Below are 16926 nucleotides of genomic sequence, written 5' to 3' on the forward strand. Positions count from 1 at the left end.
CGTTCGGTTCGGGCCGCGTTCGGACGCAGCAGTCGCCATTTCGGCTCGCGTGGTCTTCCTGATGCACCGCGGATTCTGGTTTTACGACTGCTTCGCAGCCGAACGCAGGCTTCGCCAGCTGCTACATAGATCGCGTTGCGGCGGCCTTCAAGAGTTTTATTTCTCCGGTTTCTTTCCGGTTTTACGTTCGTGCTGCGTCTAATAATCATTCCTATTAACAAAAACTCTGCACAACACTTTTTCAGGAGCTCAGGTAAGTAATGCGACCTCAAACACGCCGCACACCTCTCGCGCTAGCCGTACAGCGCCCGACTTTGCATCGCACCCTGTTCACTAGCGTACTGCTGACCGCCACCTTGCTGGGGAGCTCGATGGCCAATGCGGCACCTGTAAAAGTGAACATTGCAGGTCAATCGCTTTCCAACGCGCTGACCGAACTGGGCATGCAGACCAATCTGCAAATCCTCTACAGCCCGGATCAGGTTGCCGGGATCAAGTCTCGCGCGGTGTCCGGTTCACTGGAACCGTCCGATGCCCTGAAGGCCCTGCTGCAAGGCACCGGCATCTCGTTCCAGATCAACGGCAACAGCGTCACCCTGGTGTCTGGCGGCGGCTCGAGCCTGCAACTGGGTGCGACCACCATTTCCGGCCAGGCCCTGGGCCTGACCACTGAAGACACCGGTTCCTACACCACCGGCGCCACCACCACCGCGACCAAACTGCCGCTGACCCTTCGCGAAACACCGCAATCGGTGACCGTGGTGACGCGTCAGCAAATGGACGATCGCGGCGCCAAGAGCGTCGGCGACGTATTGCGCAACACCCCTGGCGTCACGGCGCAGAAGTACGACAGTGACCGTACCGAGTTTTCCGCCCGTGGCTTCGCCATCACCAACTTTCAGTACGATGGCATCAACCTCCCGTACGACGGCGTTTACGGTGAGAACCCCAACAACAGCGACGACGCTGCCAGCCTCGATCGCGTCGAAGTGATCAAAGGCGCCACCGGCCTAATGACCGGCGCGGGCGACCCGTCCGCCACCGTCAACCTGGTGCGCAAGAAACCGACCAAGGACTTCAAGGCTTCGGTCAGCGCCACCGCCGGTTACTGGGACAACTACCGCACCGAAGGCGACATCTCCGGTTCGCTGAACGATTCCGGCAGCGTGCGCGGCCGCTTCGTCGGCGCCCTCCAGGATAAAGGCTCGTACATCGACCACTACAGCCAGAAGAAAGACCTGTTCTACGGCATCCTCGAAGCCGACCTGACGGATGACACCCTGTTGACCCTCGGCGTCGACAAGTCCAGTGCCACCCCGCGCGGCAGTTCCTGGACCGGTAACGCGCCGTACTTCACCGACGGCGGCCGTACCGACTTCTCTCGCAGTTTCAACCCCGGCGCCGACTGGAGCCGTCGTGATTTCGACAGCGTCACCTACTTCTCGTCGCTGGAACAGGCACTGGCCAATGACTGGAAGTTCAAGGCCAGCTTCGACCAGAAAACCACCGATCACGATACCCAACTGGCCTCGGCCAGCGGCGGTTCTGCGGACCGCGCCACGGGCGAAGGCAATTTCCTTTACTGGGGTCGCTGGGAAGGTCATCGCGTGCAAAACACGGCTGACGTGAACGTCTCCGGACCGTTCACCCTGGGCGGTCGCGAACACGAACTGGTGGCCGGCTTCATGGCGTCCCACTCGCGCCAGACCGGCGCAACGTACGACACCAGCGCCTTCGAACTGGTGCCGGGCAGCATCTATGACTGGAACGGTAGCCTGCCGAAACAGGAGTTCCCGAAAAACGGCAAGTACGAACGCACCCAGAGCCAGAACGGTCTTTACCTGGCCACGCGCCTGCGTCCGACCGACGACCTGTCGTTCATCCTCGGCAGCCGTCTGAGCACCTTCAAGTACAACGAGGATTACTCGTACTATCCGGGCGGCACCCTCACCGACACCCACGCCAGCTACAAGGAACACGGCGTTGTCACGCCTTACGCCGGTGTGGTCTATGACCTGAACGATACGTACTCGGTCTACGCCAGCTACACCAAGATCTACCAACCTCAGATCAACAAGGACATCAACGGTTCGACCCTGGCACCGGTCGAAGGCGACAGCTACGAAACCGGCCTGAAAGCGGCTTACTTCGAAGGCAAACTGAACGCCAGCCTGGCCTTCTTCCGCATTGAGCAGGACAACGTCGCTCAATCGATCGGCACCGATTTGAATACCGGCGATGGCATTTTCAAAGCCACCGACGGCGCCACCACCAATGGTGTGGAACTGGAACTGGCCGGCGAACTGGCTCAGGACTGGAACGTGTCTGCCGGCTACACCTACGCCCGCACCCGTGACAAGGACGAACAGCGCATCTTCGGTTTCCCGCTGGCCACCAGCAAACCGGAACACGTGATTCGTACGTTCACCACCTACCGTCTGCCCGGCGCGCTGGACCAGTTCACCGTCGGTGGCGGTGTCAGCTGGCAGAGCGCTTTTTACGGCCAGAGCTACAGCCCCAACGTGGGCGGTGGCGAGGGCGGCAGCACCATGCTCAAGCAAGGTGGCTACACCCTCGTGGACCTGATGACCCGTTATCAGTACGACGAACACCTGAGCTTCACCGCCAATGCCAACAACGTCTTCGACAAGAGGTACCTGACCGGCCTGGGCAACTTCGGCACCACGTTCTACGGCGAGCCACGCAACCTGCAGATCACCGCGAAATATGATTTCTGAGTGGCTGAGCTGAAATGAAAAATGCCCGTATCGCGAGATACGGGCATTTTTTATGGCTGTGAGATTTGTGTCGTCTGTGATGCCCTCATCGCGAGCAAGCTCGCTCCCACAGTGGATCTGTGGTGGATACAAAACCAAATGTGGGAGCGAGCTTGCTCGCGATGCCGGTAGTCGCCCCACCAGAGATCCCACTGATCAAACACTAAAACCCGACAGCAACTACTCAGGCGAATCAATCCTATCCAGCGCCCGGTTCACCGCCAGCTCCCCCAGCATGATGACTTGCGCAATGCCCAGCAGGGAGTTGCGACTCGGCCCGTCCATATGATCCGCCAGATCCATGGTCATGACATTGGCCGAGGCCAGCGATTCGCACGCATGGGCCAGCAGGGTTTCGGTATCGAGTTCTGGATTGACGATGAACAGGGTGCTGGGTGTGCGTGGGGTGGCTTTGAACATAGTGGTGCTCCTTGATTAGTGGAGCTGCGACCGTCCGCGGTCAAACGAATAAGGTGGCAGCTGTACGCGGGTTGACCGACCGGAAATCAAGGTATCCGGCACACCCGGAGGTGTCCCGCGCACAGCCACCGCAAAAAGACTGAACTTCTCTTGGGCATGTGCACGCCTTGATTAACTCGGACGGTCAAATCCGGACGCTGATTTTCAGCGACCGGAAAACGATAAAACCCAGGCTCAAGGCGCACAAGCCGGCGGATTCTGGCGTACCTGTAGGCAACGACGCAAGGCGTTGTAGCTTTCAGGAAGTAACCTACAGGTCTTTTAAACACGCCGGCTCAAGCCATGTTTAAACGCGGTCCATGTGGGAGCGAGCCTGCTCGCGAAAGCGGTGTGCCAGGCAACGGTGATGTCGACTGACACTCCCTCTTCGCGAGCAGGCTCGCTCCCACATTTCGTTCCCACGCGGAGCGTGGGAGCGATCATTCACACCCGAGAACGCACCCACCCCGCCACTTCCGCATGAATCCCTTCCACTTCCCCCAACAACCCCGCCATGCGCAAAAAGTCATGGGTCATCCCAGGCTGTTCCAGCAACGTCACCTCATTCCCCGCCGCTCGCAGCCGATCCGCATACGCCAGCCCTTCGTCATGCAACGGATCATGCCCGGCCAGGTACACCAACGCCGGCGCCACGCCTGACAGATCCTCCGCCAGCAACGGCGAGCAGCGCCAATCTGCCAGATCTTCCGGCGTACGCCCGTAATGCGCATAGAACCAATCCAGCGTCGGCGTCTCCAGCAAATAACCCTCGGCGAAATCCCGATGCGACGCACGCTTGGTGGTGGCATCCGTCACCGGGTACACCAACAATTGCGCCTTGGGTTTCAACGCCAGTTCCTCAGGTTCACGCACCGCCATGATCGACAACACCGTCGCCAGCGTCGCGCCCACGCTGTCACCGGCCACGGCCACCCGCGTTGCGTCCAGGCCATGTGCCGCGCCTTCACGCACCAGCCAGTTACCCGCATCGCAGGCATCCTGCACCGGCGTCGGGAATCGCCATTCCGGCGCCAGGCGATAATCCACCGTCAACAAGGCAAAACCACCTTGGGAGGCCAGCCGTCGGCACAGCGCATCATGGGAATCGAGACTGCCGACTACATAGCCGCCACCATGGAAATACAACACCACCGGTTGCAGCCCATCGACCGATTGCCCGTCGCGATACACCCTTGCCGACAGGCTGTGGCCATCTCGCGCGGCGATGGTGAAGTCCTCGCAGGCAACGCTGTCCAGCGGCACATCGAGAAACCCCGACGACGCTTCGAAATCGATCCGCGCCTGTTGCGGCGACTGTTCATGCATCGCGCGACTTTTGCCGGTCATCCGGCCGAACTCGGCGAGTTCTAGAAATGCTTCAAGTTCTGGCAACACAGCCATGGGACGAATCCTTCTACACAAATAGGTCAATACAAAATCTTGAAACGAGCGGAGCTTTTGTAGGAGCTGTCGAGTGAAACGAGGCTGCGATCTTTTGATCTTGATCTTAAAAAGATCGCAGCCTCGTTTCACTCGACAGCTCCTACAGGGGACCGTGACGCCCTCGTTTAAGCGATGGCCAATCGGCGTTCCAACAGGTCTTCAAGCTCGTCGAGCAACTCATCACCGCGCAGCAACTCGTAGTGCCCGCCCGCCAACAAGCGATCAACGCCGTGGCTACCAACCTGGGCCTCGAACACTCGACGTTCATCATCGCGTTCAGCCACCCACCAGCGATGCGCCGTGACCTGGATCGCCGGCAGTTGCCGATGCACCAGCGCCAATTGCTTGAGGCGTGAGCCGGTGGCGAAGATCTGCGTGAGTTCCCCCGCGCCCAACGCAGCTTGCTCATTGGAGCCGTGCATGGCCGCCTCGATCACCGCCGTGGAACCCTCGCGCTCATTCAAATCAGCGGCTTTCAGCGCAATCAATGCCTGAGCCTCATCGGTCGGCAGACCGAGCACAAACTTCAGGAAGTCGCCCAGGTCCTCGCGCCAGTCCCCCGCTTCTGCGGTGCCCGCTACGTAACTGTCGACCAGCCCGGCAAACGCGACCGTTTCACCCTGGGCTTCCAGTTCGTGAGCGACCAGTTGCGTCAACGCCCCGCCCAATGACCAACCCAGCAAGTAATACGGCCCCTTGGCCTGCTGACTGCGAATCCGTTGCGCATAGGCCTGAGCCATGGCCAGCAGCGACTCGTCCTGCCACAGCGGATCAAGCAGCATCCGGCATTGCACGCCGTACACCGTGCGCCGGCCTTCCAGTCGACGGGCCAGCGGTTCGTAGTCGAACACCGTGCCGAAACCGGCGTGCAGGCAAAACAGCGCCGGCACGTTCGGGATCCGCGCATTCAGCGCCAGCAACGGGTCTGGTGCAGATGCCGGCTCGGCAGCCTGATAACCGCTGAGTTCGGCGATGCACGGCTTCTGCATCAAGTCGCGCAACTTCAATTCAAAGCCCAGTTGCGGCTGGCTGCGCACCCGCGAGATGACTTTGAGCACCTGCAACGAGTCGCCGCCGAGTTCGAAGAAGTTGTCATCGATGCCCACTTGCGGCACGCCCAGCACCTCTTGCCAGATCGCGGTCAGCGCCGTTTCCAGTGCGTTGCGTGGCGCGCGATAACCGCCGAGCGCCCATTCCGGCGTAGGCAGTGCGCGACGGTCGAGCTTGCCGTTGGCCGACAGCGGGAAGCGCTCCAGCACCATGATTCGCGCCGGCACCATGTAGTCCGGCAGTTGCGCTTGCAGTTCAGTCTTCAAGCGACGATCCAGCCCGACAGCACCGGCCGCCACCACATAACCCACTAACTGCTTACCGGTCGGCGTGTCGTGCACCACCACCGCGGCATCCTGCACCCCGGCGCAGTCGCGCAGACGAGCTTCGATTTCGCCCAGTTCAATGCGGAAACCTCGGATCTTCACTTGCTGGTCGAGACGCCCCAGGTAGTCGATCAACCCGCACTCGCGCTGGCGCACCAGGTCGCCGGTGCGGTACATGCGGCCACCGGCCTCGAACGGGTCCGGAATGAAACGCTCGGCGCTCATGCCGGGACGCTGGTGATAACCGCGCGCCAGGCATTCGCCGCCCAGGTACAACTCGCCGCTGACACCGACCGGTAACGGATTGAGGTCGGCATCCAGCACGTACAAACCACGCCCGGCCACACCACGACCAATCGGCGCATACGCCGCATCGCAGGTTTCGCTGACCTCGGCACGCCACAGCAGCGGCGTGACCACGGTTTCGGTCGGGCCGTAACCGTTGACCAGACGCTGCGGACGCAAGGCGCGTTTGACCTGCTCGAAACTGGCCTCCGGCACCGCATCACCGCCAAAGCAATACACCTCGACCGCCGGTGGATTGCCCAGACGTTCGGCGACTTCGGCCATCTGTTGCAGGTACGCCGGCGGGAAACAGGCCACGGTGACGGCATGACGCTGCAGCACTTCCAGGGTTTGCTCCGGCGTCCACAAACTGTCATCGCGGATCACCAGACTGCCGCCGGCCAACAGCACACTCAGCCAACGCTCCTGCGCACCGTCGAAGGCGAACGACATGAAGTGCAGCTCGCGGCTGCGCGGTGCCAGTTCGTAGAGCTCGATGATGCCGCGGCAATGCCGGGCAATCGGTCCGCGCGCCACGGCCACGCCTTTCGGTTGGCCGGTGGAACCGGAGGTGTAAATCAGGTACGCCAGATGCCCTGGCAGCGGATTGGCAACCGGACACTCGGTGTTGCCAGCAACGGACATCTGATCGAGCAACAGACGTGGCGGACTATCAGCCAGGGTCAGTCGTTCGCCCAGATCTCTGTCGCAAAGCAACAGGCTGGCCGCAGAATCGCTCAACATATAAGCCAGCCGCTCGGCCGGGTACGCCAAGTCCAGCGGCAGATAAGCCGCCCCAGCCTTGAGCACCGCGAGGAACGCAACAATCGTGCGCTCGGAACGCGGCAATGCCACCGCTACCAGACTTTCCGGCCCGATGCCGCGACCAATCAGTTGCTGCGCCAGCCCATTGGCCTGCGCCTCAAGCTGTGCATAACTGACTTCCCGATCCTCGCAGTTCAAGGCGACTTTCTGCGGTTGCGTGCGCACGTGCTGATTGAACGCGTGCAACAAATCGACGTTATCGTCGGACACCTGCGGCAGACTCAAACGCGCCTCAGGCAAGCCAATGTTGCCAAGCAGGCGCGTGGCATCTTCCGGCAACGCACGCAGCAACCCTTCAAGCTGCGCACGAATCCGCTCAACTTCCACGTCACTGAAGCGATCACGCAGGAACAGGTATTCGACTTCCAGGCCTTCTTCATTGGCACTGACCATCAAGTCCATCGGGAAGTTGGTCACCCCGCCGCTGCCAACCTCGGCGAAGCGCAGCTCACCTTCCTCGCCCCCTTTCAAGGCACGGTCCACCGGATGGTTTTCGAACACGATGATGCTGTCGAACAAGCCCTGACCACCCTGCCCGGCCCAGCGCTGAATATCCGACAACGGCGTGTGTTCGTAGTCGCGGACCATCAGGTTGTAATCCTGCAAATCGCGCAACCACTCGCCCAACGGCTGTTGCGGATCGAGGGTCTGGATCACCGGCAAGGTGTTGATGAACAGGCCGAGCATGTCCTGCGCGCCGGCCAACCCGGTCGGACGCCCCGCCACCGTGGCGCCGAACGCGACACTGCGTTGGCCGCTGTGGCGTTGCAGCAGTAACAGCCACGCGCCTTGCACCAGTGTGTTGAGGGTCACGCGCTGACGCTTGGCGAAGCTGTGCAGTTTGCGCGTCGCCTCGGCGTCGAGGTTGCTGTACATCACGCCATGGCCGGAGCCTGTCGCACCGGAAGCCTTGGCCAGAATGGTCGGTTCTTCGAGCAACGCCAGACACTCACGCCAGAAGCCTTCCGCCTGCGCACCGTCCTGTCGTTGCAGCCAGGCGATGTAGTCAGCGTAACGACCGCCCAGGGTCGGCAGGCTGTCGTTGTGGTACAGGCGCAACATGTCGCCCAGCAGACGCGAAGCGCTCCAGCCGTCCAGCAGCAGGTGATGGTAGATCCAGATCATCTGGTAACGGTCATCACCCAGGCGCACCAGGATAAAACGCATCAACGGCGGGCAGCTCAGGTCGAAGCCTTTGGCCTGTTCCGCAGCCGCCAGTTCGCCCAGCGCCTGCTCAGTGTCGGTGCGGTCACGCCAGTCGAGTTCTTCGATCGGCAACTCGACATCAGCGAACACCGCTTGCAGCGGATCGGCCAAGCCATCGCGCCAGCGGAACGCCGCGCGCAGCACTTCATGACGTTCGACGAGGGATTGCCAAGCGGCGCGGAAACGCGGCACCTGCAAGCCATCCACCGCCACGCTCAACTGGTTGACGTAAGGGTTCAGCTCCGGCGAATCGAGGCAATGGAACAGCATGCCTTGCTGCATCGGCGACAGCGGATACAGGTCTTGCAGCCCGACCCGGGCGGCCATGTCGATGTGCGGCACCAGCGCAAAAGCCGGGACTTTCGGCGCTTCAACCAACGCCGCTTCACGACTGGTCGCCACCGCAGCGAGTGCCCGAATGGTTTGCTGCTCGAACAGTTGCTTCGGACTGAACACCAGCCCGCGCTGACCGGCACGACTCACCGCTTGCAGCGAGATGATCGAGTCACCGCCCAGCTCGAAGAAGTTCTCGGTGACGCCCACCGACTCCAGCCCCAGCAGTTCCTGCCAGATCTCCACCAGCAATGCTTCGGCCGGCGACGCAGCGGCGACTTGATCGTGGTTCTGCCGGGTTGCTTCAGGCGCCGGCAGGCCTTGACGATCAAGCTTGCCGTTCGGCGTCAGCGGCAACGTGGCCAGGCACATCAAATGCGCTGGCAGCATGTGCGCCGGCAGACGGCTGCGCAGGTGCAACGTCAGCGCTTCACGCAAATCGTGCTCGTCGGTGAGTGGATCGCGCGGCACCACGTAACCGACCAACTGGCGGCTCACCGGGCCTTCGCGATCGATCACGAACGCTTCACGCACGCCTTCGCGTTCCAGCAGGCAGGCTTCGATTTCACCGAGTTCGATACGGAACCCGCGAATCTTCACTTGCTGGTCGATACGGCCGAGGTACTCGACGACACCGTCAGCGCGGAACCGCGCGAGGTCGCCACTGCGATACAAACGCGCGCCCGGCACGAACGGATCCGGCACAAAGCGTTCAGCCGTCAGGTCCGGACGTTGATGGTAACCACGCGCGACGCCCTCGCCGCCCAGGTACAACTCGCCCGCCACGCCAACCGGCAACGGCTGCAAGCCGCCGTCCAGAATATAGGCGCTGCGGTTGCCGACTGGCCGGCCAATCGGCATGAACGCCGAGTCGAATTCGGTATCCGGATACGCCAGCCAGATCAGCGGCGTGATCACCGTTTCGGTCGGGCCGTAGCCGTTGATCAGGCGCTTCGGTTGCAACACTTGCTGGACTTCATCGAACGCGTGCTTGGCCATGCCTTCGCCGCATGGGGTGTAGGAGCGGATCGGCAAATCGCGCCCCGCTTCGCCCATGAATTCGGCGATCTGCCCCAGATAGGTCGGGGTGAAGCAGGCGATGGTGATGCCGTGCTTTTCGATCTCGGCGCAGGTGCGCTCCACGCTCCACAACTCGTCGTCGCGGGGCATTACGGCCGAACCGAACACCAGTGGCGTCAACCAGCGCTCATGGGCGCCGTCGAAGCTGATCGAGGCAAATTGCAGCTCGCGATCGTCTGGGGTCATGCCGTACAACTCGCCGATCGACAGGCAATGCATGGCCAACGGACCGTGGGCCACGCTCACGCCTTTCGGCCGTCCGGTGGAGCCTGAGGTGTAAATCAGGTACGCGAGGTTTTCGCCGCAGGTCAGGTTGACCGGGTTGGTTTCCGACATTTGCTCCAGCGGCTCGCGGTCGATTTCCAGCACCGACAGGCCTTCCGGCAAGGGCAGTTTTCCCCGCAGCCACGATTGGCTGATCAGCAGCGAAATGCCGCTGTCTTCCATCAGGTAGCGCAGGCGTTCGGCCGGGTACGCCGGGTCAAGCGGCACGTAGGCACCGCCCGCCTTGAGGATCGCCAGCAGGCCAACGATCATTTCCGGCGAACGCTGCATCGCCAGGCCGACCCGCACTTCCGGGCCGATGCCCAGTGCGCGCAAGCGATGGGCCAATTGGTTGGCGCGGCGGTTGAGTTGGTCGAAGCTCAATTCCAGGTCGTTGAAAATCAGCGCCGTGGCGTCCGGGCGAACAACGGCCTGGGCCTCGATCAATTGATGCACGCAGAGCGGGTTTTCCGACGCAGTGAATGCGGGGTTCCACTCCACTAACTGTTGCGCACGTTCCGGCGCGGTCAGCAGGTCCAGTTCACTCAATGCAGCCTGTGGTGCGGCGACCATCGCTGCCAGCAGCGCGGCCAAATGCTCGCTCATGCGGGCAATCGCCTCGCCGCTGAAGTGGGCGCACTGGTAGCTCCAGTTCAGGCTGAGTTGGCTTTCGGCAGTAGCCGCCAGCGTCAGCGGGAAGTTGGTGCGTTCGTGGTTCTGCGGGATCGAGAAGCTCAAACCGGCTGGCGCACCCTGTTGCAGGGCTTCGGCCACCGGGAAGTTTTCGAACACCAGCAGGCTGTCGAACAGCGGCTCTCCGGCACGCCCGGCCCAGCGCTGAATGTCACCCAATGCGGTGAATTCATGCTCACGCAGTTCCAGGTTCTGCGTCTGCAAACGGGTCAGCCACTGGCCGACGCTTTCAACCGCGTCCGGGCTGCTGATCACCGGCAAAGTATTGATGAACAGGCCGAGTTGGCTTTCAGCACCCGCCAAGTCCACCGGCCGCCCCGCCACGGTCGCGCCGAACGCGACGCTGCGTTGACCGCTGTAGCGTTGCAGCAAGAGTGCCCAGGCACCTTGGACCAAGGTGTTGAGGGTGACTTTTTGCTGACGGGCAAAGTCGCTGAAGCGTTTGCTGGTGGCGACATCGAAGGTCTGGCGATGATCGGCAAATTCCGCCGTCGACGGGTTTTTACTGTCGCCATGGGCCAGGCTCTGCGCCAGCAAGGTGGGGTTGTCCAAGGTCGACAATTGCTCGCGCCAGAACAGTTCGTCAGCCTGGGCATCCTGACGTTGCAGCCAGCCAATGTAGTCGGCAAAACGCCCAATCGGCGCCTGCACGTCTTGCCCGGCATAACGCTGCAGGACTTCGCTCAACAGCAGCGAATTACTCCAGCCATCGAGCAACAAGTGATGGTGGGTGTAGATCAGTTGCTGACGCTCATCGTCCAGTCGCACCAGGGTCAAACGCATCAGCGGCGCGCGAGTCGAATCGAGCTGCAAGCGTTCGCTGTCGATCAGTTGAACCAACGCTTCGGCCTGATCGCTGCGGTTGCGCCAGTCGAGGCAAGTCAGTGGCAATTGCAGATGACGATGCACCAACTGCACCGGCGCTTCGAAGCCGTCGGGGAAGTGGAAACTGCTGCGCAGGATCGGATGAGTGTCGAGCACCGCTTGCCAAGCGCGGCCCAGCCGTTCGGCATCGAGCCCCCGGGCTTCGACGCTGAGCTGGTTCACATAGGCGCCTGAATCGGATTCGTACAAGCTGTGGAACAACAAACCGGCCTGCATCGGCGACAACGGATACAGGTCCTCGATTTGCGCCGGTGGCACTGGCAGACCATCGAGTTGCGCCTGGGTCAGACGCGCCAGCGGGAAGTCCGCCGGGGTCACGCCGCCCGCGCCGTCGCTCAGGCAATGGGCGATCAGCGCCAGCAACTCGCTGCGAAAATCCGCCGCCAGCGCTTCGATCTCGCGCAGGTCGAAGCATTCGCGGCTGAAGGTCCAGTCGAGTTTCAGTTCGCCGCCATAGACCTGACCGTCCACCGACAACCAGTTCGGCAACGGTGCGTCAGCCGATTGCGCGGCGCCGCTGGATTCGCGGGCCGGAGTGAACAGTGCGTCCTCGGCAAAGCTCTGGTCGAACTGGCCGAGGTAGTTGAACGTCACCCGCGCTTGCGGCAACGCGGCCAACGCCGCTTGGGTCGCGGCATCGCCCATGTAGCGCAACAGGCCGTAGCCCATGCCTTTGCCGGGGATTTCGCGCAGTTGCTGCTTGATCGCCTTGATCGAACCCGAAAGGTCGGCGGTCGGCGTCAGGCGCACCGGGAACAGGCTGGAGAACCAGCCGACGGTGCGAGTCAGGTCGATGTCGTCGAACAGCTCTTCGCGGCCATGGCCTTCGAGCTGAATCAGCGCCGACTCGTGGCCGGTCCAGCGGCTGAGGGTGCGGGCCAGTGCGGTCAGCAGCAGGTCGTTGACTTGAGTGCGGTAGATCGCTGGCGCCTGTTGCAGCAACTGGCGGGTCTGCTCGCGGTCCAGGCCGATGCTGACGCCCTGACGCAAATGCCCGGCCTGACTGGCTTGGGCGTTGGCGGCTGGCAGCGAATCATTCGCCACGCTCAGTTGCGCCTGCCACCAGTTCAGTTCGCCGGCAGCGGTTTCGGAACGTGCGTATGCGTCAAGCTTGTCGGCCCAGGCCTGGAAGGCGCTGGTCTTCGGTGGCAGCTCTTGCCCTTGATAGGCGGCCTGCAAATCTTCCAGCAACACCCGCCAGGACACACCGTCCACCGCCAAGTGGTGGATCACCAACAGCAACCGCTGCGAGCCATCCGCCTGGGCGATCAACGCCACGCGCAGCAGCGGACCGTCTTGCAGGCTGAGGCTGCGCTGGGCTTCGTCGCACACCGATTCCAGCGAGGCATCGCTGGCCACGCGAGCGGTCCAGAGCATGTCGATCACATCGCAGCTGTCGGCCCCGACATACCGCGCCGACCATTGACCGTCGACCTGACTGAAGCGCAAACGCAGCGCATCGTGCTGCTTGAGCAGCCGTTGCAGCGCGGCTTGCAGACGTGGCAATTCGAGGGTTTCACGCGGTACCAACAGCACGGCCTGGTTCCAGTGCGCGCGTTGCGGAATCGGCTCGTCGAAGAACCAGCGCTGGATCGGCGTGAGTATTTGCACACCGTCCACCGGCCCTTGCTGCGCCAACGGCGCAGCCTGTTCTTTGACCACGGCGGCCAGCGCTTGCAACGTCTGCTGCTGGAACAGGTCGCGCGGTTGCAGGCTCAGGCCGGCACGACGGGCACGGCTGACCACTTGAATCGAAATGATCGAGTCGCCGCCCAGTTCGAAGAAGTTGTCCTGACGCCCGACCTGCTCCACGCCCAACACGTCCTGCCAGATCTGCGCCAGCACCTGTTCATGTTCACTGCGTGGCGCTTCGAACGCGCGTTGGCTGACTTCCGCGGTCGGCGCGGGCAGGCGTTTACGGTCGAGTTTGCCGTTTTGGCTCAGCGGCATTTGTTCGATCAGCACGGTCTGCGCCGGCACCATGTAATCCGGCAGGCTCGCCAGCAGATGGCTTTTCAGGGTTTCACACCATGCGCTTTGCTGCTCTGCATCGGCGCTGACCAAGGCTCGATCCTGCGGCACGATGTACGCAACCAATTGCTTGCCGCTCGGGCCATCGAGGGCCAGCACCACGGCTTCCTGCACGTCCGCATGTTCTTGCAGACGCGCTTCGATTTCGCCCAGTTCGATACGCAAACCGCGAATCTTCACTTGGTGGTCGATACGCCCGCAGTAGTCGATGGCGCCATCAGCGCGATAACGCGCCAGGTCACCGGTGCGGTACAGGCGCTCGCCGCTGCCGAACGGATCGACCACGAAACGCTCGGCCGTCAGCGCGCCACGGCGGTGATAACCGCGCGCCAGACCGACACCGCCCAGGTACAACTCGCCCACCGCGCCCAGTGGCAACGGCTGCAGTTCGCTGTCGAGGATGCAGGTGCGCAGGTTGGCGATTGGCCGACCGATCGGCACGCTGTCGCGGCCCTCTTCCACGCAGGTCCAGTGAGTCACGTCGATGGCCGCTTCGGTCGGGCCATAGAGGTTGTAGAGATTGGCTTGCGGCAGGCTGCGCAGCGTCTGGCGTTGCAGTTCCATCGGCAGCGCTTCACCGCTGCAAATGATCCGTTGCAGCGAGGTGCAGGCCAGCGCCTCGTCGGCACCGATGAATGCGGAGAGCATCGACGGCACAAAGTGCAGCGTGGTGATCGCCTGTTCGACGATCAACGCGGCCAGACGTTGCGGATCGCGATGCTCGCCCGGCGCGGCGATCACCAGGGTGGCGCCCTTCATCAGCGGCCAGAAAAACTCCCACACCGACACGTCGAAACTGAACGGCGTTTTCTGCAGCACGCGGTCCGTAGGCCGCAAGTTGTAGGCTTGCTGCATCCACTCCAGACGGTTGTGCAACGCCACATGGCGGTTGCCCGCGCCCTTGGGTTTGCCGGTGGAGCCGGAGGTGTAAATCACATAGGCGAGGTTTTCTGCGATGGCGCGGCTCTTTAAATCAGAAGTAGGCAGATCGGTGCCCGGCAGATCGCTCAGCCAATCGGCTTCGCTGTGCAGGCACAAGGTGCGCACGTTGTCCGGGGTCGGCAATTGCGCCAGCAAATGTTCTTGGGTCAGCAGCAGCGAAATGCCGCTGTCCTCGATCATGTAGCTCAGGCGATCAATCGGGTACTCTGGGTCCAGCGGCACATACGCGCCGCCGGCCTTGAGAATGGCTAACAGGCCGACGACCATTTCAAACGAGCGGTCGCAGGCAATCCCCACCAACACTTCCGGGCCAACGCCCTGGGCGCGCAAGTGATGGGCCAAACGGTTGGCGCGCAAATTCAGCTCGGCGTAACTCAGGCTCTGGTTCTGGAACACCAGCGCTGTCGCCTCACCGTTTTCTGCCACGCGCGCTTCGAAATGGCGTTGCACGCAGACTTCGCCCGGATAGGTTTGAGCCGTGTCGTTCAGGTCATCGAGGATGCGCAGACGCTCGTCGGCGTTCAGCAATGGCAACTCGGCGAGCGGGCATTGCGGGTTCGCCAGCACACCGGCCAACAAATTGCGCCAGTGACGCGCTAAATGCTCGATGCGCTCAGCGTCGAACAAATCGGTGGCATACGTCAGGCTGGCGAACAGCTTGTCGCCCTCCTCCTGCGTGTCCAGTTGCAGGTCGAATTGCGTGGTGTGCGCCGTGGCGTTCATCGCTTCGACGCGCAGACCGGCGAGCAAACCGCTGACCGCCGCCGGTTTGGCTTGCTGGTGGTTGAACATCACCTGGAACAATGGGCTGTGGCTCAGGCTGCGTTCACCTTGCAGCGCCTGCACCAGACGCTCGAACGGCAAGTCCTGATAATCCTGGGCATCCAGCGACGCGGCGCGGGTCTGGTCGAGCAATTGGCTGAAGGGCAGACGTCCGTCGAGTTCAGCACGCATCACCTGGGTGTTGACGAAGAAGCCGATCAGGCCACGGGTTTCCGCGCGATTACGGTTGGCAATCGGCACGCCAACGCGCAGGTCGGACTGGCCGCTGTAGCGATAGAGCAAGGCCTGGAAACTCGCCAGCAACAGCATGAACGGCGTGACACCGCGCTGTTTGGCCAGGCTCATCAGGCCGCTGGCCAACGTTACATCGAGGGCGAAATCCAGACGCGCACCGCGCTGGCTCGGCTGCGCCGGACGTGGACGGTCGGTCGGCAATTCCAGCAGCGGTTGTTCGCTACCCAGGGTCTCGCGCCACCAGTTGAGTTGACGCTCCAGCTCCCCCGCTTCCATCCAGCGGCGCTGCCACATTGCGTAGTCGGAATACTGGATCGGCAACGCTTCCAGCGCCGCGTTTTGCCCTTGGCAATGGGCGGCGTAGAGCCGGGAAAACTCTTCCACCAACACACCCATCGACCAACCATCGGTGACGATGTGGTGCAGGGTCAGCAACAGCACATGGTCTTCGCCGTCGAGCTGCAACAGGCTGACCCGCAACAGCGGACCGTGCTGCAGATCGAACGGTCGGGCGATGTCCTGCTCAACCGCTTTCATGGCCAAATCGAGACGCTGTTCCTGAGGTTCACTGCGCAGGTCGATCTGTTCAATCGGCAGCGAGGTGAACCCGGCCAGCGTCTGAACCACCTGACCGTCGTCTTCGACGAAACGGCTGCGCAAACTCTGATGCCGCTCCAGCAGCACATCGAAACTCTGCTGCAACGCCGCGATATTCAGGGGCCCGTGCAAACGCAACGCGGCGGGAATGTTGTAAGCGGAACTCTGCGGATCTAGCTGCCAGAGGAACCACTGGCGCTGCTGCGCGTACGACAGTTCGAAGGTCGTTTGCGGCTCGGCAGCGGGCGGAATCGGCAGTTGGCCAAAACTCACGCCCTGCTCTTGCATGCGTTGCAGAAACTCGCGGCGCTTGTCAGCCGGCAGGCCGGCGAAGCGGCTGGCGATACGCTGGGCAGTGGTGTGTTCCATCAGTTGATCTCCATCTCGTCGAGAAGCGACTCAAGCGCATCAAGACGTGCATCGTTGTCAGCCGGGGCGTGTTGCCCGGCCATGGCGGCATAAGCCTGAAGGTCGGTGGATTCGAACAGCGCACGCAGCGGCAGCTCGATGCCCAGTTCCAGTTCCACACGGGCACTGGCCTGGGCGGCGAGCAGCGAGTGCCCGCCCAGTTCAAAGAAGTTGTCGCGCCGGCCGATCTGCGCCACGCCCAGCACGCTGGCCCAGATGTCGGCCAGTTGCCGTTCGAGATCGCCTTCGGGGGCTTCGAACGGTCGCTGCCATTCCTGAGCGTCAGGCACCGGTAAGGCCTTGCG

Annotated in this window: 4 protein-coding genes and 1 pseudogene; 1 reads left to right on the top strand and 4 read right to left on the bottom strand. The window is 62.3% G+C overall.

What is annotated here, in order from left to right; translation table 11 throughout:
* Positions 1 to 260 precede the first annotated feature (260 nt).
* Positions 261 to 2738 (top strand): TonB-dependent siderophore receptor, encoded by a 2478-nt coding sequence (locus tag AC3IUE_RS23380; RefSeq protein WP_489263896.1) that lies wholly within the window; start codon positions 261 to 263, stop codon positions 2736 to 2738.
* Between the two features lie 219 nt (positions 2739 to 2957).
* Here the strand turns inward: AC3IUE_RS23380 and AC3IUE_RS23385 are convergent.
* The 4 genes and pseudogenes from AC3IUE_RS23385 to AC3IUE_RS23400 form a co-directional block, all read right to left on the bottom strand.
* Positions 2958 to 3188: pseudogene (locus AC3IUE_RS23385) on the bottom strand (DUF6124 family protein); the annotation flags it as partial.
* Between the two features lie 492 nt (positions 3189 to 3680).
* Positions 3681 to 4637, bottom strand: coding sequence for an alpha/beta hydrolase (locus AC3IUE_RS23390; RefSeq protein WP_489263898.1), 957 nt, complete (start codon positions 4635 to 4637; stop codon positions 3681 to 3683).
* A gap of 167 nt (positions 4638 to 4804) precedes the next feature.
* The gene (locus AC3IUE_RS23395; protein WP_489263899.1) at positions 4805 to 16582 is read right to left on the bottom strand and encodes a non-ribosomal peptide synthase/polyketide synthase; all 11778 of its coding nucleotides are present in this window, start codon (positions 16580 to 16582) and stop codon (positions 4805 to 4807) included.
* Positions 16582 to 16911 carry a phosphopantetheine-binding protein gene (locus tag AC3IUE_RS23400; protein ID WP_489268934.1) on the bottom strand — a complete coding sequence of 110 codons (330 nt, stop codon included), beginning with the start codon at positions 16909 to 16911 and terminating at the stop codon, positions 16582 to 16584. Before AC3IUE_RS23400 ends, AC3IUE_RS23395 begins: the two co-directional genes overlap by 1 nt.
* Positions 16912 to 16926 lie beyond the last annotated feature (15 nt).

This window comes from Pseudomonas sp. GL_093 (genome assembly GCF_057837605.1).